The following is a 25,852-nucleotide window of genomic DNA, read 5'->3' on the forward strand; positions in this document are numbered from 1 at the left end:
TTTTTGCCAGCACGAGATGTCATCAGTCGGAGCCTGGCTTCACTCTTCTCATGAGTCCCCCTACAGGGACAAGACTGAGGACAAATAATGTCATTGCGGCCACGACAATGGACGGGCCTGATGGGGTGTCATATGTCAGCGAGCCGTAAAGCCCCGAGACAACGGAGACCGCTCCGATAACAGCTGCAAGACACGCCATCTGTTCCGGAGAGGCGGAAATTCTGCGTGCTGCGGCCGCCGGGATGATCAGGAGCGCGGTAATCAGCAATGCGCCGACAATCTTGAGCGATATTGCAATCACGATCGCCGTGAGCAGCATGAACACCAGCTCCATTCTTTCGGGCTCCAGGCCCTCCCCGCCTGCAAGGTCCGGGTTGACTGTCGCGGCGAACAGTCGGCGCCATACTACAACCAGGACGAAAAGAACGAAAGCGCCACCACCATAAATCATGGCAATGTCGAGACGTGTTACCGCGAGTATGTCTCCGAACAACAGGCCAAGGAGGTCGACGCGGACCCAGGTCATGAAGGCCAGGCACACCAGTCCAAGCGCGAGCGCGGAATGTGACAAAAGCCCCAGCAGGGCGTCCGACGAGAGAACCTCACTTCGGCGCAGGGACACAAGCATCAAGGCCAGTGCTACGGAGGTCGCGCCGACCGCCAGGGTCGTATTGACATCGAACATGAGCGAAAGCGCGGCGTGCGACAACGTATCTCCGAAATAGGCCATTCGACGCCAGATCACGAAACAGCCGAGGGGTCCAGCCACCAGCGCCACCCCAACGCCCGCAACGAGCGCCCGCGTGAAGAAGTCATCCAGCATGCACGGCTCCGCCAGACGCATTCTCAGGAGCGCTTTTTGAGGCTTGATCGTGGTCGTGATGCTCTCCGGAGCAATCATCGCAAATGCTTCCGTCCGCATGCCTTACCGATCCGTCAGGCAGATGGACGTGATCGTGTTTGTGCTTATAGACAGCAAGCTCGGCGCTCGCCCGCGTTCCAAACAGGGCCTGGTACTGGTCGTTGTTGCTGACATCCGACGGCGTACCGCGGCAGCAGACATGCCCGTTCAGGCAGATCACCTGGTCAGCCGCGGCCATCACCACGTGAAGATCGTGTGAAATCATCAATATACCGCATCCCAGCGCATCCCGGATTTGTGAAATGAGCCCGTAGATGGCGATTTCACCGGCATAGTCGACGCCCTGCACCGGTTCATCCAGCACAAGAAGATCAGGTTTACGGGCAATCGCCCTTGCGAGCATGACGCGCTGCATCTCGCCGCCGGACAGGGTTCGCATTTCGGCATGGAGCAGATGGTGCGCACCGGTTTGCTCCAGAGCGCTCAAGCATTCTTTATCCGTCAGAGCGTTGGTCAGACGCATGAAACGCGGAACCGTCAGAGGCAGGGTCCAGTCGATCGTGAGCTTCTGCGGTACGTAACCGACCTTCAAGCCCCTCTTGCGCCGGCTTGCCCCTTCCGAAGGCTTCAATATGCCCAGCGTCATTTTCGCGGTTGTGGACTTTCCGGATCCGTTCGGACCAATGAGGGTCACAATCTCGCCCGGAGAGACCGAGAGGTCGACCCCTCTTACAAGCCAGCGTTCGCCTCTGCGTATCCCTGCCCTGTCGAGTGCTACCAACTGATTGTTTTCAAGGACCATTTGCCAAGCCTGTACCGAATACGCCCGGTTTTCCAGCGGAAAACAGGAACTCGCGTTATATTGTTACATGAAAAACAGTCAAGTCAGAACCCGTCCGTTGACATGAACCATTAATTAATTCAGATGCATTGACGTGTATAAGCTAATGTCCGGTAACGTTTTTCTTCAGGTTTGGTTCAATGATCTTTCCATGCATTTTGTCCGGCGGTGTCGGCTCTCGCCTGTGGCCCTTGTCCCGCAAAGACCGGCCGAAACAGTTTCTGCCCCTTTTCGAAGGGGAAAGCCTTTTTCAAAAGACCTGTAAACGGGTGCGGCAGCTGGGGTTTGCCGATCCGATCGTGATCGGAAGCAACACCCACAGGTTTCAAATGGGAGAACAACTCGCCGAACTGGGAATTGCGGCAACGAGCATCTTGCTTGAGCCAGTGGGCCGGAACACGGCGCCACCCGCGCTCATGGCGGCAATCGTCGCGGCAGAAATCGATCCGGACGCACTCATTCTCCTATTGCCTTCAGATCACCTCATCCGCAAGGAAGACGTCTTTCTGGAAACAGTCCGTTCGGCTGAAAATGCCGCCCGTGACGGATCGATTGTAACCTTCGGCATCACGCCCACAGAACCGAATACGGGCTACGGGTACATAAAGGTTGCGCCTGGAGAGACGCCTGTCCGCGCCGTTGAAAAATTCGTCGAGAAACCGGATCTTGATCGGGCGAAGGCTTTTCTCGATGACGGCAGCTACGTCTGGAATGCAGGTATCTTTCTCTATTCCGCGGACACGATGATCAACGCGTTCAAGAGCCATCAGCCCGACCTGTTCAAGGCCGTCAGCGAGGTCATGGAAACACGGCACGGTGACCTGGATTTCACAAGGCTCGACGAGACGCGTTTTGCGGAGCTCGACGACATTTCAATCGACTATGCGATCATGGAAAAGGCGCAAAACGTGTCCTGCGCGCCGGTTGCGCCCGAGTGGGACGATCTTGGATCCTGGTCCGCGATCTGGACAGTGCTGGACAAGGATGAGCGCGGCAACTCCGGCCTCGGCGATACACGCTTTCTGGAAAGCCGAAATTGCCTCGCCTACTCGCAGCAGGGTCTTGTTTCGGTGATCGGACTCGAAGACGTGATGGTGATCGCGACCAGCGACAGCGTGCTTGTTGCCCACAAGAACAGTGCGCAGGACGTCAAGCGGGTTGTCGATCAGCTGAAAGCCGAAGGCCGCGACGAAGTCGACCGCCACACCCGCGCCTACAAGCCCTGGGGATACACGGAACGGATCAACGCGGGCGAGCGCTTCGCAGTGCAGTCCATGATGATCAAGCCGGGACAGCGAGTGAGCCTGCAAAGCCATCTGCACCGAACCGAGCATTGGATCGTGGTGTCGGGAACCGTGGAAATCACGATCGACAGCCAGACAAGCCTGCTGACAGAAAATCAGTCCGCTTATGTTCCCCTGGGTGCACGTCATACGCTGCACAATCCAGGCAAGATACCCGTGAGAATGATCGAGGTGCAATCGGGCACATATCTTGCCGAGGACGACATCGTCCGCCATACCGATTGACGGTGCTGCCTGACAATCGCCGGAACCGCGCTTGCAATCTGCGGAAAGGTTGTCCAAGACCAAGACTTTGAGACCGCGTTTCCGGGATGACGTCCAATGCACCATGTCTTTATCTGCGACTACGTCCGAACACCCATTGGCCGCTACGGCGGCGCACTGTCGGGTATTCGCACCGATGATCTCGGCGCCATTCCGATCGAAGCCCTCATGGAGCGGAGCCCGGACCTGGACTGGACTCTGCTTGACGATGTCTTTTTCGGATGCGCCAACCAGGCGGGCGAGGACAATCGCAACGTCGCGCGTATGTCAGCCCTTATTGCCGGGCTGCCCGACACCGTGCCCGGTCTTACCCTCAATCGGCTGTGCGGCTCCGGCATGGATGCCGTGATGACCGCCGCAAGGGCCATCAAGGCCGGTGAAATGGAGATTGCAATTGCCGGCGGCGTTGAAAGCATGTCGCGAGCGCCGCTTGTCATGCCGAAAGCCGATGCCGCGTTCTCGCGAAAGGCCGAGATCTACGACACGACGATCGGGTGGCGGTTCGTCAATCCGCTGTTGAAACGTCAGTACGGCATCGATTCAATGCCTGAAACGGCGGAGAACGTCGCGGCGGAGTTTTCGATTTCGCGCACGGACCAGGATGATTTCGCCTTCAGAAGTCAACAAAAGGCGGCAGCGGCTCGCAAAAGCGGGCGCCTCGAGGAAGAAATCGTGCCGGTCATGATCCCGCAAAGAAAGGGTGACCCGATCCTGATCACGGCTGACGAACATCCAAGGCCTGAAACGACCAGGGATGCGCTCGGAGCGCTGAAAACACCCTTCCGGGAAAACGGAACCGTTACTGCGGGGAATGCCTCGGGGGTCAACGACGGTGCGGCAGCCCTCCTGCTCGCCTCGGAAACCGCCGTCAGCAAATTCAATCTCGTCCCCATTGCGCGCTATCTCGGCGGCGCGACCGCCGGGGTTCCTCCGAGGATCATGGGTATTGGCCCTGCGCCGGCGACGCGAAAACTCTGCGCGCATCTTGGCCTGTCGCCAGGTGAATTCGATGTGATCGAACTAAACGAGGCCTTTGCCGCGCAGGCGCTTGCAGTCATGCGCGACCTTGGACTGCCTGAAGACGGCGACGCGCTGAACCCCAATGGCGGTGCTATTGCTCTCGGTCATCCACTCGGCATGTCGGGTGCACGCATCACCGGCTCTGCCGCGCTTGAAATGAAGAAGCGTGGCGGCAAGCTTGCGCTTGCAACGATGTGCATAGGCTTGGGTCAGGGCATCGCGCTCGCGCTGGCATCCGCGTGATGGAACGCTAAACGCCCATTCGCATCCGTGTCCGGGGTCAGAGCGGGCGCGCCTTGTGCCCGCTTGGAAATGTCGTCATTGAATTTGTCGAGCCGCTCGGCCAACCTCTCGAAGACCAGGGACGGCAAGCGCATCGCCGTGATGTACATCGTCACAAACTCGTCGAACGCCGCGCGCCATTGAAAGTCTCGCAGCTCCCGATACGCGCCGGATGCCAACGCTTTGACCTCGCGGGCATCTTCCACCAGAGGGCGAGCTATCTTTTCCGCACGCCCGGGCTCGGTTGCAACCCAGACCGCAACAATCAAAGAAAAGCAAGCGAAAACAACTATATGAAAATTCTTGGCTACGAACCGCATCTCAACCCCAAGCTTTAATTAACAAAACGTTAAGCTCTTGAGGTGGTAGGCGATGCACGCGAAACAGGCAATACAGATTGCTCAGTTTTAAGTTGTATTTTAGGTGGTAAGGTTAATTCCGTTCACAAACGAAAAGGCGGGCGCGTCCGGCGCACCCGCCCATCAGGCTTTTCGCTTGTGTCGTCAGCCCGGAAGCAAGGAAGACGTTCTGATCTTCTCTTTTGTGTCGTCATCAAGCCTGTAGCCCATGCCGACCAGCCAGCTGATGTTCACACCGTGCGGTTTCAGCTTCTTGCGAAGCAGGCAAATGTGTACGCGCACATTTTCAAGTTCCGGCCCGCCATCATCCCGGTCCGCGTACAGGAACGCGTGGATCTGCTCCCTGTTGGCGAAATTCCGTTTCAAAAGGAACCTGAGAATGCGGGTCTGGATGCGGGTCAGATCCCATTCAGGCGGGAACGCGACCTGCTGGTCCGCGATCAGACGCTCCAGCTCCGCAATTCTGGCTTCCTTTTGCTCCAGCTGTTCGCGCAGGTGCACAATTTCATAATCAAGCGCAAGGCTCATCTCAAAGCCCTCCGCGATTTTTTGAGACAGCGCAGTCAGTTTGCGCTGCCAAGTTTGATGTTCCGACGAGGATCTTGCTTTCCGGATCGATCCCATTATGCCCACGTTTTTTTAGTGTCTGCCGCATTAGTGGTTTCATGGAGTTTCGTTCTCTCTTTGCCGCGACATTCGGCACAGCCACCAGGAGTGGCTTACCGGCACAGCTGCCGCGATGTTCGGTTCTGTTTTCTTTGAGAAACGCTGTTTCATCCATTCTGGAGTGACGCGAGGCAAGCGCGTCAAACAGCGACGGCGCGCACGCCCTACAAGACACATCGTCAGCTTTGGAGATGTGCCTCACTGAACCGGTTTCAGAGAGCTGGACCTTGCTTTTTCCGGAAGCGATTTTTTCTGCTTCGAGCGAAGGACCACCGTCTGCGAGAACTCCTGGCCTGAACGTATCCTTGGGTTCCCGGATAAAACACACGGACCGGAATAGCCCTCCCGGGTTCTTGAACCCAAGAATGCCATGATCGAATACGCTGTCTAACGAAGTACGTTCAGTTGAGAGATCCACAGTCTATTTGCCCAACATCCACCTGGTTCAACACAAGCCGGTTTCCCGGCCTTGCATTTGAGCGAACCAACGGGACCCACATCCCATCAGTTCCACTCCCCCACCGTCTGCAAAACCCGCAAGACACAATTCCCTTCCCGGAAAAACTTCAAAATTCACAGCTTTTCGTATCATTTTGAGACACGGCTCAGAATGGTTAATGTTTTCAGGGATGTATTTGCGACACTGTGGTGGCGACACGAGCGTTGACGCGACGGGCCGCAGATCCAGCGCGTACGAACCGGCACGAAAGTGCAACGAACCGGCGACCTTCGGATCACCTTCTGATCGATCGCAGCAACGCCCTGTCAGGCAGAACTCAACCGTTAAGCAAATCGAGAAGTTCCAAGCAGATTTAAATCTTAAGGTTAAATTTAACGAAGTGTTTACTTACGTAACGAAATGCGATTTCTAGACGTTGTTGCGAGCAGAAATTTTCAATGCCCCGTCAGCCGCCCGGGAAACGGCTGTCGGGGCGAATTTATTTCAGCCCCTGAAACACATTCCGTTGCGCAAACTAAACGCGGCCGTGATGCGCGTGCCAGTGCCAGGCGATGTCCGCTCTCAGGCTTCCTCTCATTTGATTGTTTTTATTGTTTTTTTATTTCCCTGGTGCATTTAGCGGGTACCCTAAATAGGGACCCTTCTCCGCATCGTCAGCGCAAATGCACATTAGACCCGAATGCTCAACCAAATACTGCCTTTTTCAATTTTTCCTTCTCAAACAGATGCGTTATTTTGTTAGCTTGAGAAGGTTCGATCCGCTCCCTGAGTGGAACGACAGCATTCCGAATGAAAATGGCCTGCTATTTACGCTCGTCTCTCTTCCCCTCTCGTGTGACAAAATGACGAAAAAGCGACACGAATGTCGTCAAGAAACAGATATCTATTTACTGGTAACGCCTCTTGTGATTTGAGTGGAGCCTGAGCATCGACAAAGCACCCCAAAGGGCGACAACCAAATGGAAAGAGGCTGGCGAGGCCGGTTTCCAAGTCCTTCCGGACCTTCTCCTCAAGAAGCAGTCGGAACTCGGCCTATCGGCCACGGACCTAGTCGTCCTAATCAATGTGACTATGCATTGGTGGTACCGCGAACAGAGGCCTTTCCCACGCACTACAACGATAGCTAGTCGCATGGGAGTAGATAACCGGACAGTTCAACGCTCTATGAAGAAGCTCACACAGTTGGGGCTCATGAAGCGGGAAACCGAAGACAAGGGCACTCCTAAAGGAGACCTTTGCATAACGTCTTTGAGGCGTTGGACTTGATCTGTTTTGGTTGATTTTGCGGGTTTTGTTGATGATCGTCTGAAGGACGAGGTGTTTTTCATGTTGTTGTGAGCGTTAGGCGCTCAGCTTAGCCGCTTTTTTGAGGTTGAAGGCGATACAGAGCAGGCGGAACTGAGTTGCGTTGCGCTTCAATCCGACATAGCCCACACGCTCGTATCCATAACTTCGTTTGAGCGTTCCAAATACGCGCTCCACGGCAGCGCGAATGGGAGCTATCAGAGCATTGCGCCGCTGCTGCCAGTATGGCAGAGCCGCTTGATATCGATGGTTCCGGTGCATCACACGGTCCTTGATGCCAGCTGCCTTGAGCCTGGCGCGGCGCTCTTTGTGCTCATAAGCCTTGTCCGCATACACAGCCTGTTCGTCGCCACAGACAAGATCGTCAGCCACCTCGCTTTCGGAGGTTTTCGCCGGGGTCAGAATGGCCTGGCGAATGACGCCTGATCCTTGATCGACGGCAACATGAGCCTTGTAGCCAAAATGGGAACGCCCGTTCTTGCGCGTCCAGTCCGCGTCCGGATCGTGAGAGGATTTGCCTCCCATGCCTGCCTCTCGACCCGGGCGGCGTGCCTGAGCCGAAACCAGTGTGGCATCCAGCAATGTTCCTTCTTTCAGAACCATGCCCTTGGCTTCCAGTTGACCCAAAACCTCCTCAAATAAAGCTGTATCAAGCTCGTGACGACACAGTGCCGTGCGGAAGCGGCTGATGGTCGAGTGATCCGGCGTGCCATCTTCCAACGACAGACCCACAAATCGACGATAAGACAGCGTGTCAGACAAGACCTCTTCCAAACGCACATCAGACAAACCGTACCATTGCTGCAGCAACAGCGCCTTGACCATCGTCAGAGGACGATAGCTCGGACGCCCTTCACCAGCGCTGTAAAGCACGCGCACAAGACGATCCAAAGGCTCCCAATCAATCGCCGCGTCGATTGCATCCAGACGCTGATTGCGACCTAGGCCCGGATCCAAAAAACCGTCGCCAAACCCAAGCTGACCACTCGATCGATGCATCAACGCCTCCCGACTCAAATTCAACTCAGTGAATCACAAAATCAGCAGGTTATGCAAAGGTCTCTAAAGAGAGAGTAGTTTGCGACCTTGGTGGATTGGTCGATGCACTGGCATCTTTCGCCCGCACCGATCCGGACTATCTATCGCGAACGCAGGGATAGGGAGGCAATGTCAATGCAACTTGGACCCTGCAAGATTAAACTGGAAAAGAACGCGAGTGGAACCAAGCTGGTAATAGAGGGTTGGGCTGCGATTTTGGCGACGTTCCTGCTAGCGATAGTTGCTGCAATTTGGGTTTTGGATTTACCTGTCGCTAAATTTGCGCACACTTCGTATATCGAGAACGAGACACAGCCTGCGAATTGACTGTTGGCGCAATTTCGCTTTCCCAATGTCGACTTCATTGCAATCTCGAAAATCATTTCAAGATCAGATTACCACAGAACGAGTTCCGCCGCGGGCTCGTACCCAAGGTCGAGAACGAAGAAGCCGGTGAGAGCTTCGACTGACACCAGAATGTTCGTGATGAGTTCTACGCCGCCCTGTCTGAGTTCGGCATATGCCTAAATCTGGCCCTCTCGTTCCGCAGTTTCTTTGGGAACCTGGGTCTGGCTTCCGGCGTGAAGAATACCTGCGCTCGCTGCGCCGTGAAGGTTTTGGCCCATTGGCTCGTGCCTCAACCCCATGTGGAAAGGATTATTAGAACGTAGTAAATGATACCAGGCCGAGGTTGTTCTGGGGGAAGTCTCTATGCTTGAAGAAGTCATTTTCTGGACGGACGCGTTTCGAAAAAGTAGGTTAGATGAGACTGCCGAAGCCGAAAAAGATGAAGTACTCGATGGCTACGAAACCGCGTTCCTTTTACTCAATGCCATAGGCGTAAGAGCAAACAGAAATGGCATCAGAACGTTCATTGACGAATGGGCGAATCCCACAACAAACAAGGCGCTTGCTTTCGACAAACACGCAATAAGCGACTTGGAAGTGACCCTAGAACAGCGCCCGAAGAACAGCGAGCTGAACATAGTCGCCATTGTCTTTGGTACGACGGGAAGAATTTTTCGCAATGAGGTGCAAGTAAGCCATCTCGGTTTGAACAGCACTCGGGATTTTCTTCCTCATGTGCAGATTGTTCCAGCGCTGATGAATATGATTGAAATACAATCTACCCTCACCACTTCCACGTTCGCCGAAGAGACGGAAAACGTCCTTCAAAATGCTAGAAAGAAAACGGAATTTTGGTTGAGCAAAATAAGTGAGACTGGTGAGCAGCAGATAGAAGTAATGACGAAGAATGTCATCAGTGAAGTTGACGCAAAAAAAGCGAGCACACTGAGAGATATCGAAAACAACAGCAAAAAACATCTTGAGAATGTAAAAAATGAATTGAAGGAAAACTTTATTCTTCAAGACGCAATGACACTCTGGGAAGATAAAGCCAAACGGCATATGAATTTTTTTTATTTTGGCGCCTTCATATTCAGCGCTACGATTATTGTAGCGGTCGTTGGTTTGCTCTGGCACTGGACACCCGTCACTCTGGCGGTAAAGAGCCTGGTGCCTGAAGGCCAATCGATTGCTCTGGGAAATCTGGTGCTTGTAACGGTCCCAGTTCTAGCCTGTGCTTGGGTTCTGCGGCTTCTTAGCCGCTTTACACTTCAAAACCTCAACCTTGCCGATGATGCCTTGCAACGAAGCGTTATGGCGAAAACGTTTATTCGCTTGAGCGGCGAGGGAAAGGTCGAAGAGGATACGGACCGAACGATTATGCTCAACGCACTCTTCAGGCCGGTTCCGGGAGCTAAAGAACAAGACCTTCAGCCCCCCAACCTCTCCGATTTCATCAGCAAGCCCAACTGACATCACTCAACCCCTGCCGACATGAACAAAGGCGAAATCAGGATGTTGTGGCGCAAAAATTTTTGGAACCAACTCAAACAAACAACAGCGCCGCTTCCCCCTGGACGCGGATCGCCTGTCGCCCAGCGCTCACCGCGACATCACTTTGAAGATCGAGATTCACCATGCGCTCGAAGAGAACTTCCGCGTCTATGGTGTGCGCTAGGTTTGGCTGCAATTGCAGTTGGAAGGCTGTGACGTTGCCCGCCGCACGGTTGCCCGGCTCATGAGGTCCATGAGGCTTCAGGAGATAATCCGCGGCAAGCCGATAAAGACGACGCTCCCGGACAGGTCTGTACCCAGTCCGCCCAACCGTGTGAACTGCTATTGCAAGCCACCGTTACCGAACAGGCTCTGGGTTTCGGATTTCACCTATGTCGCCCCATTACAGGGCATCATCTACATCGCCTTCTTCATTAATACAATTGCTCGCCGTATTGTCGGCTGGCGTGTAAGTCGACCGACACATGCAACCCTCGTCCTCGACGCTTCGGAAGAGCCGCTGCATGATCGGCGTAGCAGCCCGCTTAAGCGTCCGGCCTGAACGGACTTGCTTTGCTCCGAATCCAGATGTGAAGCTGCCTATGACAGAGGGCTGATGGTGAATACTATGGATAAGTGGGCACGATCCGGAATTGTCGATGGTGCAGAGACGGCGGAAGCGGCGGCATTGGTCTGACGGGAAGAAGCGCGAAATCGCCTGCATGGTCCACATCGCCTGCCACAAGATCATCAAGTTGAACGAATCCATAGCCAATTAGACACTATCGGACGCTCGCAGGAGGGCTGATCGTCACCGTACTGCTAACGGTAGCATCCTTGTTGCTAGGGCAACCAGGTCCTGGACAATTAGCATCCCGCGCGACTGTCAAACTATCAGGCTCCGGCGAATTAGTTCCATCTTCGATAATACTATCTGTGTCCGTGGCGTCATTCGAAATCGCTACAGCGCTTGTTATGCCTCCAAGTATATCTGAAGCAATTGTTGCGTTTGAATTGTCTCCTTTAGTGGATGCACAACCAATTGCTACAGATGTAATAAAATAAATCAAAAAAATCTTTAATGGTGCATTCATTTAATCAACTCCCTTGACAAAAAGCGAGTGATTATTCTTATCTCTTCATCGAATTTTTCTTTGCTGGGTAGTTGATTTAGATACAACTTGCTCAGACCTTCATCCCACTTTCTGAAACGCTGCACGGCCCTAAGCGTTTCGTCTGAAAAGTAGAGTTCCGCTCTGCAAAGAGCATCGGACAGTTGGAGCCGGGCTTCGTTGCGGTCTTCGACGAATTGCTTTTTCCTCTCCATCTCGGCGTCTTCAAGACCACCCGCTTTACTTTTTTCTAATCTTGATATCGTTATTAAGCGGTCCCAAAACACCCCGTACCTGTATGTCCACCGGGCAACTTCCTCGTAGATTTCAAGCTTTCGTTGTTCTCGCGCCTTGTTCCTTGCATAGTTTTCCTGCCATCGCGGAAACAAGATTGATGCAAATAAACCACCAACCAAAATGGTTATAAGGGGCGGCACCCACCTTGTTAAGGCTATGTAATAGATTGTATCCTGCTCAATAGAATAGAACATATTCGTTATCGGGGATTTGTCGTTTTGACGATTACTCGATCCTACCTAATTTACGGCAAGGTTTCCGGACTAGATTGATTTTGTATAACTTTCCCGTGGATACCACCGACAGGCGCGGGACACATACAATCGGAACCGAGTTCTTGCTTTAGCGTTGCACACGCACCAAGAGCAGTCACACAGAGATATACATTTTCTGTTGGGACACGTTCAAAAATCCTTTTGCATACACTGGTTCCGTCGCTCAACACACTACATTCAAGCCCGGGCACTATCCTGCTGTAAGGACAGCCTGGGCCGGGGCAGTCGCTGTCAGCCGCTACTGTACCAGAAACACGAACTGCAATAAAAAAAACTAAAAGCCACAAATATTTAGAATACGCAACCATGTATTGACCGAAGTTGATCTGATCATCAATAATTGTATCATAAGGCAAATTTTTTAAAAGCGCATACGACCAAGAAAATCAATTAGGTTCTTTTGACGAAGTCATAAAGCCACAACAGCTCATGTGATTTTGTCAATTGTGTTAACGAGCTGAAAAACCAGAGTTGGATTTGGCGAAAATACGTGAACAGGCATTCGATAAAAATGCTACGCTGGTCCCCCCCCCCCCGGGCTCGCTTGATGTCATCATGGACAAGCGGGACACCACCTCTCTGTCGCCAACAAGCTGTTGTGTCCAATAGAGCAGGGTCCAGCGGACACCCCTTTGGCTCTTCAAGTGGCTGTCCAATAAAATGGGTCTTGCAATTTGGACACTTCTGACTCATACCTCTAGAGCCTATTGGACAGAACGAGGTAAACTGATGAACGTGGGATACGCTAGAACATCCACCGTTGAACAAGTGGCTGGCTTGGAAGCTCAGCTCCGGGACCTAAAGCGCGAAGGATGCGAGAAGGTTTTCTCTGAACAGGTGTCAGCGGCGAGCGCACGCCCAAAGCTCGATGCGGCTTTGGACTTCCTTCGCGAAGGCGACACGCTTGTGGTCACGAAGGTGGACAGACTAGCCCGCAGCACCCAAGCCCTCGGTGATATCGTGGACCAGTTGCACCAGCGCGGAGTGGCACTGAAGGTGCTCCAGTTCGGTAACGAGACGCTGGACACCAGCGGCGCATACGGTCGTTTCATTCTCAACATGTTTGGTGCCTTTGCCGAGTTTGAGCGCAGCCTGATGAAAGAGCGTCAGATCGAGGGCATCCAAAAGGCGAAAGCCGCCGGTAAATACAAAGGCCGCAAACCGAGTGCGCGGCTGAAGGCCAACGAAGTGGTACGGCTATTCAAGGATGGAAAATCCGTTTCTGAGATCTCCCGGGAAATCAGCATTGGCAGGGGATCTGTTTATCGCGCATTGGAACAGGCCGGACTGAAGTAGGTTGTTCTCAAACATTGATGCCGAAAGCAGAATCTGATTGTTACCGAAGGCCAAGGACGCATTGCTCGCAAAGCGGATTGAAATTGTTGCTCACGCCTGTCACGACGGGCACGGGCACTAGGATTTAAGTGGATGATCTATGCGCGTGTGTTCGATGGCGAACTGCTCCAGACCAACATCACAATATGGAAAACTCTGTTCAGCACATCGAAATCATCAACGAAGGCATGGCGACCCCTTGCAGATCCCGGTCACAAAGCAAGATCTCAAGCCGTACCTGAGGCTGATCCAAGAGCGCCGCAAGCGCAATACAGATAGCCCACTATGGGGGATGATCGACAGCAGGTGGCTTTCTGTTGTTGACAACGCACAGCAGAGCTTAAGGCTCGCAAGAAGTGGCAAAGCTGGGAACCGCCACGGTCGACTAGCTGCGGCAGCGATTGAGCAACTTTCACAAACATCGGACCGGACAGAGATCGCAGACACGGCAATGGCGATGTTCATCCTACAGGAATTCGAACCGCGCCGCTTCGTGTCGGACCGGGCGTTTTGGCATCAGCTTGCAAGGCGCACCATTCGTGTAGGTGATATCCATAGTGGGAGCCGAATTGACCATTCGTCCAACAGAATGCGGCTGATTTATCGCGATGCGCCAGCAGAGGTAACACTTGCATTGGGCAAGCTGTTTGTCGACGTCTTTGGGATGGCCGGAAGTCTTCTTGCGAAGAAGGAGATCGAGGAGGCAAAGCGGCGGAGAAATGAGATTGAAGACATCGCTCAAGCTGTTCGGGAGTTAAAGTAAGTATGACCATCCACCAAGAGCCTTTGGAAGAAACGGAATACGACGAGTTTGGCCCAGCGAAAATACGGGCCGAACTGGAGGCACTTGCTCAATCGAGTGAAAACTCCTTTGAAGACACAACGTCACTCCCGCTTACAGCAATCGAACAGAGGATGGAATTGTTCCAACCCAGGGCCATGGAGGAACAGCACCTTCAAGACCTCAGGAGAGCAATCAAATCGCAAGGTTCACTCGAACCGCTAACAGTCAAACGGTTCGGCAACCTTGTTGTTCTCATCGACGGGCATCACCGGTTGGAAGCATACAAGCTTGAAAAGTACGAAAATGAAGTTCCAGTGCGCTTCTTTACTGGAACGCTCGACGAGGCAATCCTGGAGTCTGGTCGTGCAAACAGCCAAGCAAAACTGGTTATGTCTGTCCAAGAGAAGCAAAATCGGGCGTGGCAGCTAGTTCTACTGGGTCTTCATTCCAAAAAGCAAATCCAATTGTCCGTAGGTGTATCAGACGGCCAGTTGGGCAATATGCGGCGGGTAAAGCGGGGGTTAGGTTCCCAAGCTTTTGCGCACGATACTTGGATAGAAGCTCAACGTGCGCATAAAGGGCTTGAGCGTGAGCCTCTTTCCGAAGATGAGCTGGAAGAAAGGCTTGAAGCCCTGGCCCAAGATTATGCGGAACGCCTTCGACGGGAGTTCGCCTCAAAACTACCCGGAAACCCTGAACTTGCTGCGAGGGCTTTCAGTCTCCATTTTGGACGGAAGCTAGCGGCCATAGCTTCGACGTACTTTCACAACACAAAGCGATTAACTGTCGCCCTTCCTCTGGTGAGTACGGGCGAACTCTTTTGGTTTCAACAGGAGTCCGCTTTGGATACCTGAGCCTGTCAAACACCTCTGCGTTGTCCACAGGGATAAGCTCATTGTCAGCGGCCCAATGAAACAATCCCTTTAGTGCTGAAAAGCGCTTTGCAACGGTGTTCTGAGCTTTTTCACCAATCCAGACGTTGAGCGTGCGCTGAGCGAGTTTCCGGTCCCACCTCATGGCATCCGGCTGAATGTTGGCAGCCATCTCTAGAGCCTGCCGGTAGATAATTATCGTCTTTTCTTGAACCCTCCCTTCGAGCGATCCAAGGTACTTTCTGGCGATGTCGCGCACTAGGACTGCGCCTCCGCTCGCGACTCTCAAAGCGAGCCGCTTCTTGTCATCGCTAAGGTCATCGCGTTCAAAAAGTTGATCCGACATGACTTGTTGGATGGCTTCAAGCTGGTCACCATCTTGCCCAGCAGTATTTATTTTGTAGGTTTCAATCCAACGCTCGATTGAATCGCCACTGCGAAGTTGATCGAACATGAGCTTCCAAGCGGCAATGATACCGGGCGCTTTGACAGCAGCTACGCGTCTATCTGAAGTCTGGAGGGACTTCTTCAGTCTTGTTTTCCCGACTATCTGCTGGAGATCTGCAGGTACGTTCAGCTTGCAGTACCAGCGGCCATTTTTCGAGTAAAGATAGTTCTTTCGCATGCGGTATGAGTACCCTAAAAAGGTACCCTACTGCAACGATTTCTTCTATTTTTGTTTTATCTTAGGAACTTCTACTGTGATGCGCGTGCCAGTGCCAGGCGATGTCGATTCGGCGCGTGATCCAAACATCCGCATGGCTGGCGATGTAGTCCAGAAAGCTTGCCAGAGCAGCAATGCGGCCAGGCCGGCCAACAAGCCGGCAATGGAGACCGACATTCAACATTTTCGGAGCTCCGCGCCGGCCCTCATCGTAGAGGGTGTCGAAAGCGTCCTTGAGATAGGTGTAGAACTGATCACCCGAGTTAAAGCCCTGCGCTGAGGCAAATCGCATATCGTTGGTGTCGAGCGCGTAGGGTATGACAAGGTGGTCTTCGTCCGGCCCTTCCACCCAATACGGCAGATCATCTGCGTAACTGTCGGAAACATAGAGAAAGCCCCCCTCCTCCAGCACCAGGTTCTGCGTCTGCATCGAACAGCGTCCCGTGTACCAGCCGAGTGGGCGCGCTCCCGTCACCTCTTCATGAACACGGATTGCTTCACGGATCTGCCGCCGTTCCTCGGCTTCTTCCATGTCCCCGTGCTCGATCCATTTCAGGCCATGCGAGGCGATTTCCCAGTCGGCCTCCTTCATTGCCGCGACGGCTTCGCTGTTCCGCATCAGCGCCGTGGCAACGCCGAATACAGTGACGGGGAGCGAGCGCTCGGTGAACAGTCGCCATAAACGCCAGAAACCTGCGCGAGATCCATATTCATAGATGGATTCCATGTTCCAGTGCCGCTTGCCCGGCCAGGGTTGAGCACCCACGATTTCCGACAGAAAGGCTTCGGAGGCGGGATCTCCATGAAGAATGTTGTTTTCTCCACCTTCCTCGTAGTTCACCACGAACTGCACCGCGAGCTTTGCACCACCAGGCCACTTCGGATCCGGCGGGGTGCGGCCATACCCCACCATGTCGCGTGGATAGGTCTCGTTCATGTCGTGCTCCATCGTTGCCGGTCCGGTTCGAGACGATTTCTGATCAAGGTGCCGGAGATGCGGGACGTCCAAGGCCGAGTATGGATCCCGGGACGGCTCAAAAGTCCATGCACCGGTCGCGCCACAACTGGAAATTCCTTCTCAAATCAGATGCTTTCAAAAGACCGCAACATGTGAGCGAGCGCAACCTTTCCGCCGTCGCAGGAACAAAAAAAGGGCGATCCGTAAAATTTTATGCACGCAATTATCCGCACTTTAGAGCCTTGCAACTAAACAGTCCTCCGCGGACAGAGCTGGGGGACGGCCACGATCGCAAGGATAGATGAAATGAAAATGTCATCCGCGGGCGTGCTGCTATTGCTGGCAGCCGTTGCCATGACCCTCTTTTCAGATGTCGGCACCAATACCGTGACAGAAGCTAGCGCCATTGCAGTCAATCGCGCGTCCGTCGAATAAGTTCGGACCGTGCTGTGCAATCATGTCAGTTCAACCGGTTTTTCGCGTCCCGCCGGATCGTACGGGCGCATAAGCGCCCGCGTCCTGAAAGTCGGCGGTCAAGGCCTGAAGCAACTTGCCGCCTGGCGGATTACCGCGATGCTCCTGCCTGCCGAGCAGCATGATTGCCGACCCGATGACAACCGACCCCAGTGTGATCACAAGCGCGAAAGCCAGCATCAGGACCGGCAGGACCGGATCTTCAGCCTTCGACACCAGCACCCGCAAGTTGCCGATATTGGCCCAGAAGATACCACCCATCACCAGCATTGCGATGCAAACGCCTGCCGCCCCATTGATTGCGACGAGCCGGATGAGGGGATCGTTCCTGAGCCTGGGCGGCGTGATCGTCTGCTTCCTGTCTGACATCGGTATCTCCTGTAAGCCTTCGACTGCACCCATTGCCAGAACCTAAAGCGCAGGCGGCAAACAACAAGGTGACAATTTGAACAAGCCGTGCCGCCAGTGCGGGCGCACAGTCGGCGTTGATCATTTTCGTCACAGGCCCAAATAATTGTGCAGCGCACCCTTGATTCATTCCAGGATGATATATATTAGGTCGATATATCGAACCAACATATACCCCTCATCGCGTTGCAGCCGGAGATATAGCCCGGTGTTCGGTGTGGGGTTCACAGATGCCGTCAATCCGGGGGGACGCCCTCGGGAACGGAGAGACCGATGAGTGTACGCAGCCTGTGCCTGGCGATCCTGTCTTTCGGCGACGCTACCGGATACGAGATCCGCAAAGAGTCGACCGACGGACGGTTCAGCTATTTTGACGACGCAAGTTTCGGATCGATCTACCCTGCGCTCGCGCGCCTTGAGTCCGAGGGCCTCGTGACCGTTCGCGAGGAACCGCAGGCCGGCAAACCCGCCAGAAAAGTGTACTCCATTACGGAAGCGGGCCATGCGGAATTGATCGACTACCTTTGCGAACCGCAAGCCCCCGACACCTTCAAATCCCCGTTTTTGCTGATTGCCCTTAACGCTGCGCAGTTGCCGCCGGACGTGATCCGGCGCGCGCTTGAACGGCGTAAGGCCCAGGTGCTTGAAGAACTGCGCCTGCTGACGGAATCAGATGAAGAATGCTGCCACCCTGGCTCCAACTGGACCAGGAGCTACGGCATCGCCTGCATGAACTGCACGCTCGCTTACCTTGAAAAACACGGAGACGCACTCGTGAAGATTGCAGAAGACGCGGCAAAGCCCGTGTCGGACGCCGCCGAGTAAGTTTAGTTTCGGAGTAAAGACCCATGAAAGTTAAGTTGTCCTATATCTTGGCGGTGGGCCTTGCCGCAGGCATAGGCTACTGGATGTCGAGCGGCACAATCGTCATCGGCGGCGTCGGCGACGGCGAAAATGCCGTGCCGCCACCGGCCGAGCGCGTTGCGGAAAACGCGGATGCCACCTTCCGGGTCCAGGTGCTCAAGCTGACGGCCCTGGACCGCCAGGCCATACTTGAAGTTCGCGGACGGACCGAGGCGGAAGCCAAGGTTGCCGTGATGTCGGAGACGAAGGACGATGTGGTTCGGCGCCCCGCGCGCGAAGGTGCCCGCGTGGTTGCCGGAGACGTGCTGTGCGAACTGGATCGCGGCTCGCGTGAAGCGTTCGTTCTGGAAGCCAAGGCATTGCTGGCGCAGGCCGAACTCGATCACTCTGCCGCAACCAAACTTGCCGACAAAGGCTTCACGGCGCAAACCCGCGCCGCTGCGACCCAGGCGGGTCTCGATGCGGCTCGGGCGCGCGTTGAAGAGGCGGAGCTTGAACTGGAGCGCACGGTCATCCGTTCGCCGATCGATGGCGTGATCGAGAGCCCAATGGCGGAGATCGGGGCGCAGCTCGACAATGGCGGCATCTGCGCAACCGTCGTGAATTCCGATCCGATGATCGCGATCGGGCAGGTTTCCGAACTCAACATCGGCCAGATTTCAATTGGAATGCCGGCCGAAGTCAGGCTTGTCACCGGAGAAACGATGACCGGCAAGGTCCGCTACGTCTCGCCCTCTTCCGAACCCGATACGCGCACGTTCCGCGTCGAAGTCGAACTTCCGAACCCGGACGGCGTCGCCCGCGACGGCGTGACCGCCGTGACGCGGTTGGCGCTTCCGGTGGAAAAGGCACACAAGATCTCGCCTGCCATCTTGACCTTGAGCGATGAAGGCATCGTCGGGGTGCGTGCCGTCGATGAGAACGACACGACCGCGTTTTACCCGGTCAAGGTCCTTGGCGGAGAAAACGACGGCCTGTGGGTCGGCGGTCTTCCGGAGGAAGTCACCGTGATCGTGGTTGGCCAGGAATTCGTCGGCGACGGGGAAACCGTCCAGCCGGTCTTTGAAACTGCGGGGCTCAGTCAATGATAAACATGCTTGAAGGCGTTCTGAGACGTCCCAAGACAGTCTTCGTGCTGATGCTGGCGCTCCTCGTCGCCGGGGTCTTCAGCTATATCAGCATCCCGAAGGAAGACAGTCCCGACATTGACGTTCCGATCTTTTACGTCTCGATCGTGCAGCAGGGTATTTCTCCTGAAGACGCCGAACGGCTTCTAGTGCGCCCGATGGAAACGGAACTCCGCGGCCTCGACGGACTGAAGGAAATCACGGCGATTGCCTCTGAAAGCCATGCTGGGATCGTGCTGGAATTCGATATTTCCTTCGACAAGGACGAAGCGCTTGCCGACGTCCGCGACAAGGTGGACGCGGCCAAGGGCGAATTGCCTGCGGATGCCGAAGAACCGACCATCTCGGAAACCAATTTTGCGCTGGTCCCGACGATCACGATCGCGCTGTCCGGCAATGTTCCGGAACGCACGCTTTACCAGCATGCTCGCCGCTTGAAGGACCAGGTCGAGGCGATCGATACCGTGCGTTCGGCCGACCTGACGGGTCATCGTGAAGAGCAGCTCGAAGTTCTGATCGACTCGGAAAAACTGGAATCCTACGCGATCACCCAGCAGGAACTGCTGACCTCCCTGTCGAACAACAACCAGCTTGTCCCCGCAGGTTACATCGATGGTGGCCAGGGACGTTTCAACGTCAAGGTTCCCGGTCTTGTTGAGAACGCGCTGGATGTTTATTCGCTGCCGATCAAGCAGGCAGGTGAAGGCGTCGTCACCCTGAGCGACGTGGCCGAAATCCGGCGCACGTTCAAGGACGCCGATTCCTACACACGCGTGAACGGCAGCCCTGCCATTGCCCTTAACGTCACCAAGCGTATCGGCACCAACATCATCGAGAACAACCAGGCTATCCGGGCGGTTGTCGACGAGGCGACGAATGACTGGCCGGACACGATCCAGGTCGACTACATGATCGACATGTCCTCGAACATCTTCGAGGTGCTCGGCTCGCTTCAGTCTTCGATCCTGACGGCGATCTTCCTTGTCATGATCCTGGTTTTGGCAGCGCTTGGACTGCGTTCGGCCCTGCTGGTCGGTCTTGCGATTCCGACCTCCTTCATGGTCGGCTTCCTGATCCTGTCGGGGCTCGGTTATACCGTGAACATCATGGTCATGTTCGGTTTGGTGCTGACGGTCGGGATGCTCGTCGACGGCGCGATCGTCATGGTTGAATATGCCGACCGCAAGGTGAGCGAAGGCATGGAAGACCGCGAAGCCTACATTCGCGCAGCGCGCTTGATGTTCTGGCCGATCGTGTCCTCGACCGCGACCACGCTGGTGGCCTTCCTGCCCATGCTGCTCTGGCCGGGTGTCGCCGGTGAGTTCATGAGCTACCTGCCGATCATGGTCATCATCGTTCTGACGGCGGCGCTTCTCACCGCCATGGTGTTCCTGCCGGTGACCGGCGGCATCTTCGCGATGGTCACGCACTGGATCGAGCGTAGGGCTGCCTTCGTTCTGGCGACAATTTTCGGTGCGATCGCAGTCGTGGTGACGTTGGGGGCCTTCGGAGCCGTACCCGGCGCGCCCGACTTCCTGGAAGCCGTTTCCGCAACACCGACCGCGGCGCCTGCTGCCGGTGCGGCCGGCCTCGTCGCATTGATTGCCACTTATCTGATCCTGCGCCCATTTGTTCGCTGGCGCAGGGAGCGCGCGGCACTGAAGGTTGAAAAGGAAAGCCAGCAACCCTCCAAGCAATTCCGCTCCGTGACATTTGTCTCGCTTGCGTTCGAAATGCTCGCCGTCGGGTTTGCGGCCTATTTCGCCTACTTCCTGGCGACATCACGCCCGCCAATCGTGACAGACACGATCAGTTCCGCGTTTGGATCAATTGCAAGCCTTGGGCACCCGTTTACCGTGTTCCAGCATCCGATCGCGCTCGACACGGGTTTCTTCCTGGTCGTCTTCGCGTTTGCAATCGTCGCCATATGGGCCGCCTACAAGGCCATCTCTCCTTTGGTCCATCTGATTGAGTGGATGTTCGACGGTCTGCGCAAGTGGCTCGGTTTCGGCACGCGCAACGGAAACAGTGAAAGCGACAAACCTGAAGAACTTCGCTTTGACGCCAGTACGGTCAAGGGTTTCACCGGCCTCTATGTCCGGCACCTCAAGCTGCTGGCCGGCAACCCGGTCGGCAATGTCCTGACACTGGTCGCGGTCCTGGGAACATGCGCCCTGATCTTCACGTCGTTTGCGTCGAACCCGACAGGTGTCGAGTTCTTCGTCGACGAGGAGCCGGATCAGGCCGTCGTCATGGTGTCGGCGCGCGGCAACATGTCGGCCGCAGAATCGCTTGAAATCGTCAAGCAGGTCGAGGCGGAAGTGCTTCAGACCGCCGGTATCCAGAATGTCATCACCTCCGCTTACCCGCCAGGCGGTGGCAGCGGGCCTGATTTTATCGGCGGTGTCCAGGACAAACCGGGCGATCTCATCGGCGAAATGACGCTGGAACTTGCGAAATACTGCTGCCGCCGGAATGCCTCGGAGATCTTTGCCGAGATCCGCGAACGCTCGTCCGATATCCCGGGCATCAAGGTTGAAACGCGCAAGATCGAGGGCGGGCCGCCGACCGGCAAGGACATCCAGCTTGAAGTCACGTCAACCGACTACGATACCATGGTGGAACAGGTTGCCCGCATCCGCGTGTATCTGGACCAGATGGAGCACCTGATCGACCAGGAGGACGACCGTCCCCTGCCCGGCATCGAGTGGCAGATCGACATCGACCGCGAACAGGCCGGGCGCTACCAGGCCGGAATCGGCTCGGTCGGCAACATGGTCCAGTTGGTCACCAACGGCGTTCTGATCGGCAATTACCGGCCGACGGATTCGGAGGACGAGGTTGATATTCGTGTGCGGCTCCCGGCCGACGAACGGACGCTCGACCGGTTCGACCAGTTGCGTCTGCAGACGCCGCTCGGTCTGGTCCCGATCGCCAACTTCATCGACCGGTCGCCGGAGCCGAAAGTGTCTTCGATCACCCGCCGCGACGGCCTCTATTCCATGATGCTGAAGGCGACCGTCGACAAGACGGCGGTCGATGCGGAAGGCAAGCCGCTGACGGTCGACGCGAAGGTTCAGGAGCTCGGCGAATGGCTGGACACGCAGACCTTCCCTGATAACGTCTATCTTCAGTTCCGAGGTGCGGACGAGGACCAGAAGGAATCGGGTGAGTTCCTGATGCGGGCCATGATGGCATCGCTCTTCCTGATGTTCCTGATCCTGCTGACCCAGTTCAACTCGTTCTACCAGACCTTCCTGACCCTCTCCACGGTGGTCATGTCGGTCATGGGCGTGTTGCTCGGCATGATGCTGACCGGTCAGAAGTTCTCGATCATCATGACCGGAACCGGGGTCGTGGCTCTCGCGGGGATCGTGGTGAACAACGCCATCGTCCTGATCGATACCTACAACCGATTCCGGCATGACGGCTTCGATCCGCTCGATGCGATCCTGAAGACCTCGGGTCAGCGTATCCGTCCGATCCTGCTGACGACGGTCACGACAATTGTCGGTCTGGTTCCGATGGCAACCGCGGTCAACCTGGACTTCTTCTCCCAGACGATCGCGGTCGGCGGGATCACGGCGATCTGGTGGATCCAGCTGTCGACTGCGGTGATTTCGGGTCTCGCCTTCTCGACCATCCTAACGCTTGTGATGATACCGGTGATGATAGCAGTGCCGAGCACCTGGGCGCGGACGTTTGCCGCTATCTGGAACCTCATCAAGAAGGCCTGGAGCGGGCTCATCGCACTCATCGTGACGCGCCGCGACAAAGCCGGCGCTGTCGAAGAGACGGACCGCGACGCTGACCAGGATGTGGAGTGGACCGATCCCGATCTGGAGAAGGAACGCCCGGCCGCAAAGGTTGTCTCGATGCCCAAGCCGGCTCCGCCCAAGGTGCCGCCGCAGGACGAACAGCCGCTCGCGGCGGAGTGATCCGGGAAACCGCAATCTAAAAGATGAAAAGGCCGCGCACCGCGCGGCCTTTTTTGTCGACCTGTTCCAGCAAGCCAAGGCCCTGGATTTGATATCGGCATTGGTCCGAACTTGAAGCACAATCGTTCGCTCCGAGCGCTTTGGTCCTCCTTCGAGACATCGCTGCGCGCTTCCTCAGGATGAGGCTACAACGCGGTGCCGGCACCTCCTGTTCGTCATCCCGGACACAGGCAGCGGAGATCCGGGACCCGCTCGTACCGGAGCCCATGTCGTCATGGCGTTTGGGTTATTCATTTCTCCATTACTGCCTTTGCCAGATTGTGCCGATGTGGATTAGGTCCCCGATCCAGCCGGGGATGACACCCTGGGTGAGACGGTGCACACGTCATTCCGGCCAAGCGGCACGTGAGCCGGAACAGGGGTGCCTGGGCCTGATGCCGCAACTGAAATGCGAACAAACGACACGCAAACGGTTCTCAAGCTACCCCCTGTCCTCACGTGTGATAAAATGGCCTGATGGACCATCGATCTTTTCTGGCCGGGCTGACGGCAGAACAGAGAACCGAATTGAACGAAACGTCGAACCGGAAAGGCCTTGCGGCGCTTGCGGTTCATTTCGGGTCGATTGCATTTCTGGGAACCATAATCGCGCTTGGGGTCCCCGGCTGGCCTTTGCTTATGCTGCCGCAGGGTATTTTGATCGTTTTCCTGTTCACTGTTCTGCATGAGACGATCCACCGAACGGCGTTCCGGTCACCATGGCTCAATGACCTCGTTGCGAGGATCTGCGGATTTCTCATCCTGGTGCCCGCGGACTGGTTCCGGTATTTCCATTTCGCTCACCACCGCCACACCCAGGATCCGGAAAATGATCCCGAGCTTGGTGGAGCGAAGCCCCACACCATTCGGCAGTATCTTGTTCATGTCAGTGGTCTGCCGACATGGTGGAGCGAACTGAAGACACTGTTGAAAAACGCATCGGGCCGATGCGCCGATCCATTCGTTCCAGCCGGTGGACAGAAGAAGGTCCAACATGAGGCGGTGACCTCGGTCGCCTTGTACGCAGTCCTCGCGGCGCTGTCGTTCATATTGGCGTCAGACGCACTGTTGTTCGTGTGGATTGTCCCCTGCCTCTTCGGGCAACCTTTCCTGCGTCTTTATCTGCTCGCCGAGCATGGCCGCTGTCCCTTCGTTTCCAACATGCTGGAGAACAGCAGAACGACATACACTAACCGGCTTGTCCGGAGACTGGCCTGGAACATGCCCTATCATGCGGAGCATCACAGCTATCCGACGGTTCCGTTTCACAAGCTCCCCGATCTGCACCGACTCACGAAGGATCATCTCGGCGCAACCTCCGAAAGCTATCGGTCCTTCCACAGGGACTATGTCGGCAGCCTGAAGAATCTGACCGGTACAGGTTGAGTTACGCCGCCCTTTGCAGGCTGGGATTTCCCACCTTTTCCGACGATTGAAGTTGCTTTTGTTCGCTTGCCTTTCTCATGCGGCGACCATATAGTTGCATCCTACAACTATATTCAGGTATCCCATGACCGACGTTTCAACTTCGCTTGTCCAGGACATTCGCTCCGCCTCCCGTCAGCTTGTCCGGGAATTCGGGTTTCTGGACAAAACGATCGCCGGCACGGACCTCTCGGGTTCGGGCGTTCATGCGATCATGGAAATCGGGCTGCACCCCGGCGTGACGGCAAAGGAACTGGCCACCCGGCTGAAGCTGGAAAAATCAACGATCAGCAGGCTTCTCAAGTCTCTCGAAATCCGAGGCGACATCATCCAGACCCGCTCCGAACAGGATGGACGTGTCTTTGGTCTGAGCCTCACCAACTCGGGCTGGAAAACCTTCGCCGAAATCGACACGTTCGGCGATCAGCAGGCGCGAACCGCCCTAACGAAGATCAGAAACGGGTCGGCGCGATTGATCGCCGATGCGCTGACAACCTATGCCGATGCCCTGTCGGATTCCGATCAGAACGCCAACAAAACGGGTCACCGTTTTGATATCGTAGAAGGGTATCAGACCGGAATGATCGGCGACATCGCCGCGCTGCATGCTCGAACGCACGGCGCGATCATCGGCATGGGACCGACCTTCGAAAGCGTCGTTTCGCAGGCGATGGCCGAATTCATGCAGCGCGTCAGCAGACCGCTGAACAACAGCTGGAGCATCCTGGACAACGGCGAGATTATCGGATCGATCAGCATCGACGGCGAGGATCTTGACGGAAACATCGCCCATTTGCGCTGGTTCATCCTGTCGGAGAAGCTTCGCGGTCTTGGCCTTGGCAAAACGCTGCTGCTCAGGGCGCTCGACCACTGCGATGAACACGGGTTCGATGAAATTCATCTCTGGACGCTGAAGGGCCTCGATGCGGCCAGAACGCTCTACGAGCGCAATGGTTTTACCCTCGCCAACGAATATGTCGGTGATCAATGGGGCAAATCGGTCACCGAGCAGATGTTCATCCGAAAGAGCGGTTGAA

21 protein-coding genes and 2 pseudogenes are annotated in these 25,852 nt (G+C 55.5%); 14 read left to right on the top strand and 9 right to left on the bottom strand.

Features of this window, described 5'->3' with window-relative positions:
- Nucleotides 1–22: 22 nt before the first annotated feature.
- Together RDA78_RS24370 and RDA78_RS24375 are read right to left on the bottom strand one after the other, a co-directional pair.
- Nucleotides 23–823, bottom strand: coding sequence for a metal ABC transporter permease (locus RDA78_RS24370; RefSeq protein ID WP_434052353.1), 801 nt, complete (start codon nt 821–823; stop codon nt 23–25).
- On the bottom strand, nt 813–1,664 hold the full coding sequence (locus RDA78_RS24375; RefSeq protein ID WP_434052354.1) for an ATP-binding cassette domain-containing protein: 852 nt from the start codon (nt 1,662–1,664) through the stop codon (nt 813–815). The genes RDA78_RS24370 and RDA78_RS24375 overlap by 11 nt, the downstream gene beginning before the upstream one ends.
- A 179-nt stretch (nt 1,665–1,843) precedes the next feature.
- On the opposite strand from RDA78_RS24375, the gene RDA78_RS24380 reads away from it, so the two are divergent.
- Together RDA78_RS24380 and pcaF are read left to right on the top strand one after the other, a co-directional pair.
- Complete coding sequence (locus RDA78_RS24380) at nt 1,844–3,232, top strand: mannose-1-phosphate guanylyltransferase/mannose-6-phosphate isomerase (RefSeq protein WP_434052355.1); 1,389 nt, start codon at nt 1,844–1,846, stop codon at nt 3,230–3,232.
- Nucleotides 3,233–3,328: 96 nt separating this feature from the next.
- On the top strand, nt 3,329–4,534 hold the full coding sequence (gene pcaF / locus RDA78_RS24385) for a 3-oxoadipyl-CoA thiolase (protein WP_434052356.1): 1,206 nt from the start codon (nt 3,329–3,331) through the stop codon (nt 4,532–4,534).
- Here pcaF and RDA78_RS24390 read toward each other — a convergent pair.
- Both RDA78_RS24390 and RDA78_RS24395 read right to left on the bottom strand, forming a co-directional pair.
- Nucleotides 4,501–4,893: a hypothetical protein gene (locus RDA78_RS24390; RefSeq protein WP_434052357.1), complete on the bottom strand. Its 393-nt coding sequence runs from the start codon at nt 4,891–4,893 to the stop codon at nt 4,501–4,503. The genes pcaF and RDA78_RS24390 overlap by 34 nt on opposite strands.
- A gap of 183 nt (nt 4,894–5,076) precedes the next feature.
- A complete protein-coding gene (locus RDA78_RS24395) occupies nt 5,077–5,460 on the bottom strand; it encodes a winged helix-turn-helix domain-containing protein (protein ID WP_434052358.1) in 384 nt (127 codons plus the stop codon).
- A gap of 1,525 nt (nt 5,461–6,985) precedes the next feature.
- Between RDA78_RS24395 and RDA78_RS24400 the strand changes: the two genes are divergently transcribed.
- Nucleotides 6,986–7,324, top strand: a complete 339-nt coding sequence (locus tag RDA78_RS24400; protein ID WP_434056202.1) for a helix-turn-helix domain-containing protein — start codon at nt 6,986–6,988, stop codon at nt 7,322–7,324.
- A gap of 75 nt (nt 7,325–7,399) precedes the next feature.
- Here the strand turns inward: RDA78_RS24400 and RDA78_RS24405 are convergent, their stop codons facing one another.
- A complete protein-coding gene (locus tag RDA78_RS24405; RefSeq protein WP_434052359.1) occupies nt 7,400–8,362 on the bottom strand; it encodes an IS5 family transposase in 963 nt (320 codons plus the stop codon).
- A gap of 750 nt (nt 8,363–9,112) precedes the next feature.
- Between RDA78_RS24405 and RDA78_RS24410 the strand changes: the two genes are divergently transcribed.
- A complete protein-coding gene (locus RDA78_RS24410) occupies nt 9,113–10,222 on the top strand; it encodes a DUF6161 domain-containing protein (protein WP_434052360.1) in 1,110 nt (369 codons plus the stop codon).
- A gap of 103 nt (nt 10,223–10,325) precedes the next feature.
- Nucleotides 10,326–10,778: pseudogene (locus tag RDA78_RS24415) on the top strand (IS3 family transposase); the annotation flags it as partial.
- Between the two features lie 555 nt (nt 10,779–11,333).
- Here the strand turns inward: RDA78_RS24415 and RDA78_RS24420 are convergent.
- Entirely contained in the window at nt 11,334–11,846 is a 513-nt protein-coding gene (locus RDA78_RS24420; protein ID WP_434052361.1) for a hypothetical protein, read from the bottom strand.
- Between the two features lie 810 nt (nt 11,847–12,656).
- Here RDA78_RS24420 and RDA78_RS24425 point away from each other — a divergent pair.
- The 3 genes from RDA78_RS24425 to RDA78_RS24435 all read left to right on the top strand — a co-directional run bounded on the left by RDA78_RS24425 (nt 12,657) and on the right by RDA78_RS24435 (nt 14,900).
- On the top strand, nt 12,657–13,223 hold the full coding sequence (locus tag RDA78_RS24425; RefSeq protein ID WP_434052362.1) for a recombinase family protein: 567 nt from the start codon (nt 12,657–12,659) through the stop codon (nt 13,221–13,223).
- A gap of 238 nt (nt 13,224–13,461) precedes the next feature.
- Entirely contained in the window at nt 13,462–14,025 is a 564-nt protein-coding gene (locus tag RDA78_RS24430; RefSeq protein WP_434052363.1) for a hypothetical protein, read from the top strand.
- Between the two features lie 2 nt (nt 14,026–14,027).
- Nucleotides 14,028–14,900 carry a ParB N-terminal domain-containing protein gene (locus RDA78_RS24435; protein ID WP_434052364.1) on the top strand — a complete coding sequence of 291 codons (873 nt, stop codon included), beginning with the start codon at nt 14,028–14,030 and terminating at the stop codon, nt 14,898–14,900.
- A 514-nt stretch (nt 14,901–15,414) separates the two neighbouring features.
- On the opposite strand, the pseudogene RDA78_RS24440 reads toward RDA78_RS24435, so the two are convergent.
- Both RDA78_RS24440 and puuE read right to left on the bottom strand, forming a co-directional pair.
- Nucleotides 15,415–15,543: pseudogene (locus tag RDA78_RS24440) on the bottom strand (DUF6538 domain-containing protein); the annotation flags it as partial.
- A gap of 61 nt (nt 15,544–15,604) precedes the next feature.
- Nucleotides 15,605–16,519, bottom strand: a complete 915-nt coding sequence (gene puuE / locus RDA78_RS24445) for an allantoinase PuuE (RefSeq protein WP_434052365.1) — start codon at nt 16,517–16,519, stop codon at nt 15,605–15,607.
- A 327-nt stretch (nt 16,520–16,846) separates the two neighbouring features.
- Here puuE and RDA78_RS24450 point away from each other — a divergent pair, with 327 nt between their 5' ends.
- A complete protein-coding gene (locus RDA78_RS24450; RefSeq protein WP_434052366.1) occupies nt 16,847–16,975 on the top strand; it encodes a hypothetical protein in 129 nt (42 codons plus the stop codon).
- A gap of 30 nt (nt 16,976–17,005) precedes the next feature.
- Here RDA78_RS24450 and RDA78_RS24455 read toward each other — a convergent pair whose 3' ends face one another.
- Entirely contained in the window at nt 17,006–17,383 is a 378-nt protein-coding gene (locus RDA78_RS24455; protein WP_434052367.1) for a hypothetical protein, read from the bottom strand.
- A 312-nt stretch (nt 17,384–17,695) separates the two neighbouring features.
- Between RDA78_RS24455 and RDA78_RS24460 the strand changes: the two genes are divergently transcribed.
- The 5 genes from RDA78_RS24460 (at nt 17,696) to RDA78_RS24480 (ending at nt 25,851) form a co-directional block, all read left to right on the top strand.
- Nucleotides 17,696–18,247, top strand: coding sequence for a PadR family transcriptional regulator (locus RDA78_RS24460; protein WP_434052368.1), 552 nt, complete (start codon nt 17,696–17,698; stop codon nt 18,245–18,247).
- 23 nt (nt 18,248–18,270) lie between these two features.
- Nucleotides 18,271–19,374, top strand: a complete 1,104-nt coding sequence (locus RDA78_RS24465) for an efflux RND transporter periplasmic adaptor subunit (protein ID WP_434052369.1) — start codon at nt 18,271–18,273, stop codon at nt 19,372–19,374.
- Complete coding sequence (locus RDA78_RS24470) at nt 19,371–23,351, top strand: efflux RND transporter permease subunit (RefSeq protein WP_434052370.1); 3,981 nt, start codon at nt 19,371–19,373, stop codon at nt 23,349–23,351. The genes RDA78_RS24465 and RDA78_RS24470 overlap by 4 nt, the downstream gene beginning before the upstream one ends.
- Before the next feature lie 516 nt (nt 23,352–23,867).
- The gene (locus RDA78_RS24475; protein WP_434052371.1) at nt 23,868–24,776 is read left to right on the top strand and encodes a fatty acid desaturase family protein; all 909 of its coding nucleotides are present in this window, start codon (nt 23,868–23,870) and stop codon (nt 24,774–24,776) included.
- Between the two features lie 124 nt (nt 24,777–24,900).
- Nucleotides 24,901–25,851: a GNAT family N-acetyltransferase gene (locus RDA78_RS24480; protein ID WP_434052372.1), complete on the top strand. Its 951-nt coding sequence runs from the start codon at nt 24,901–24,903 to the stop codon at nt 25,849–25,851.
- Nucleotide 25,852: the final 1 nt, after the last annotated feature.

The sequence above is a fragment of the Roseibium sp. genome (assembly GCF_051016195.1).
GTDB lineage: Bacteria > Pseudomonadota > Alphaproteobacteria > Rhizobiales > Stappiaceae > Roseibium.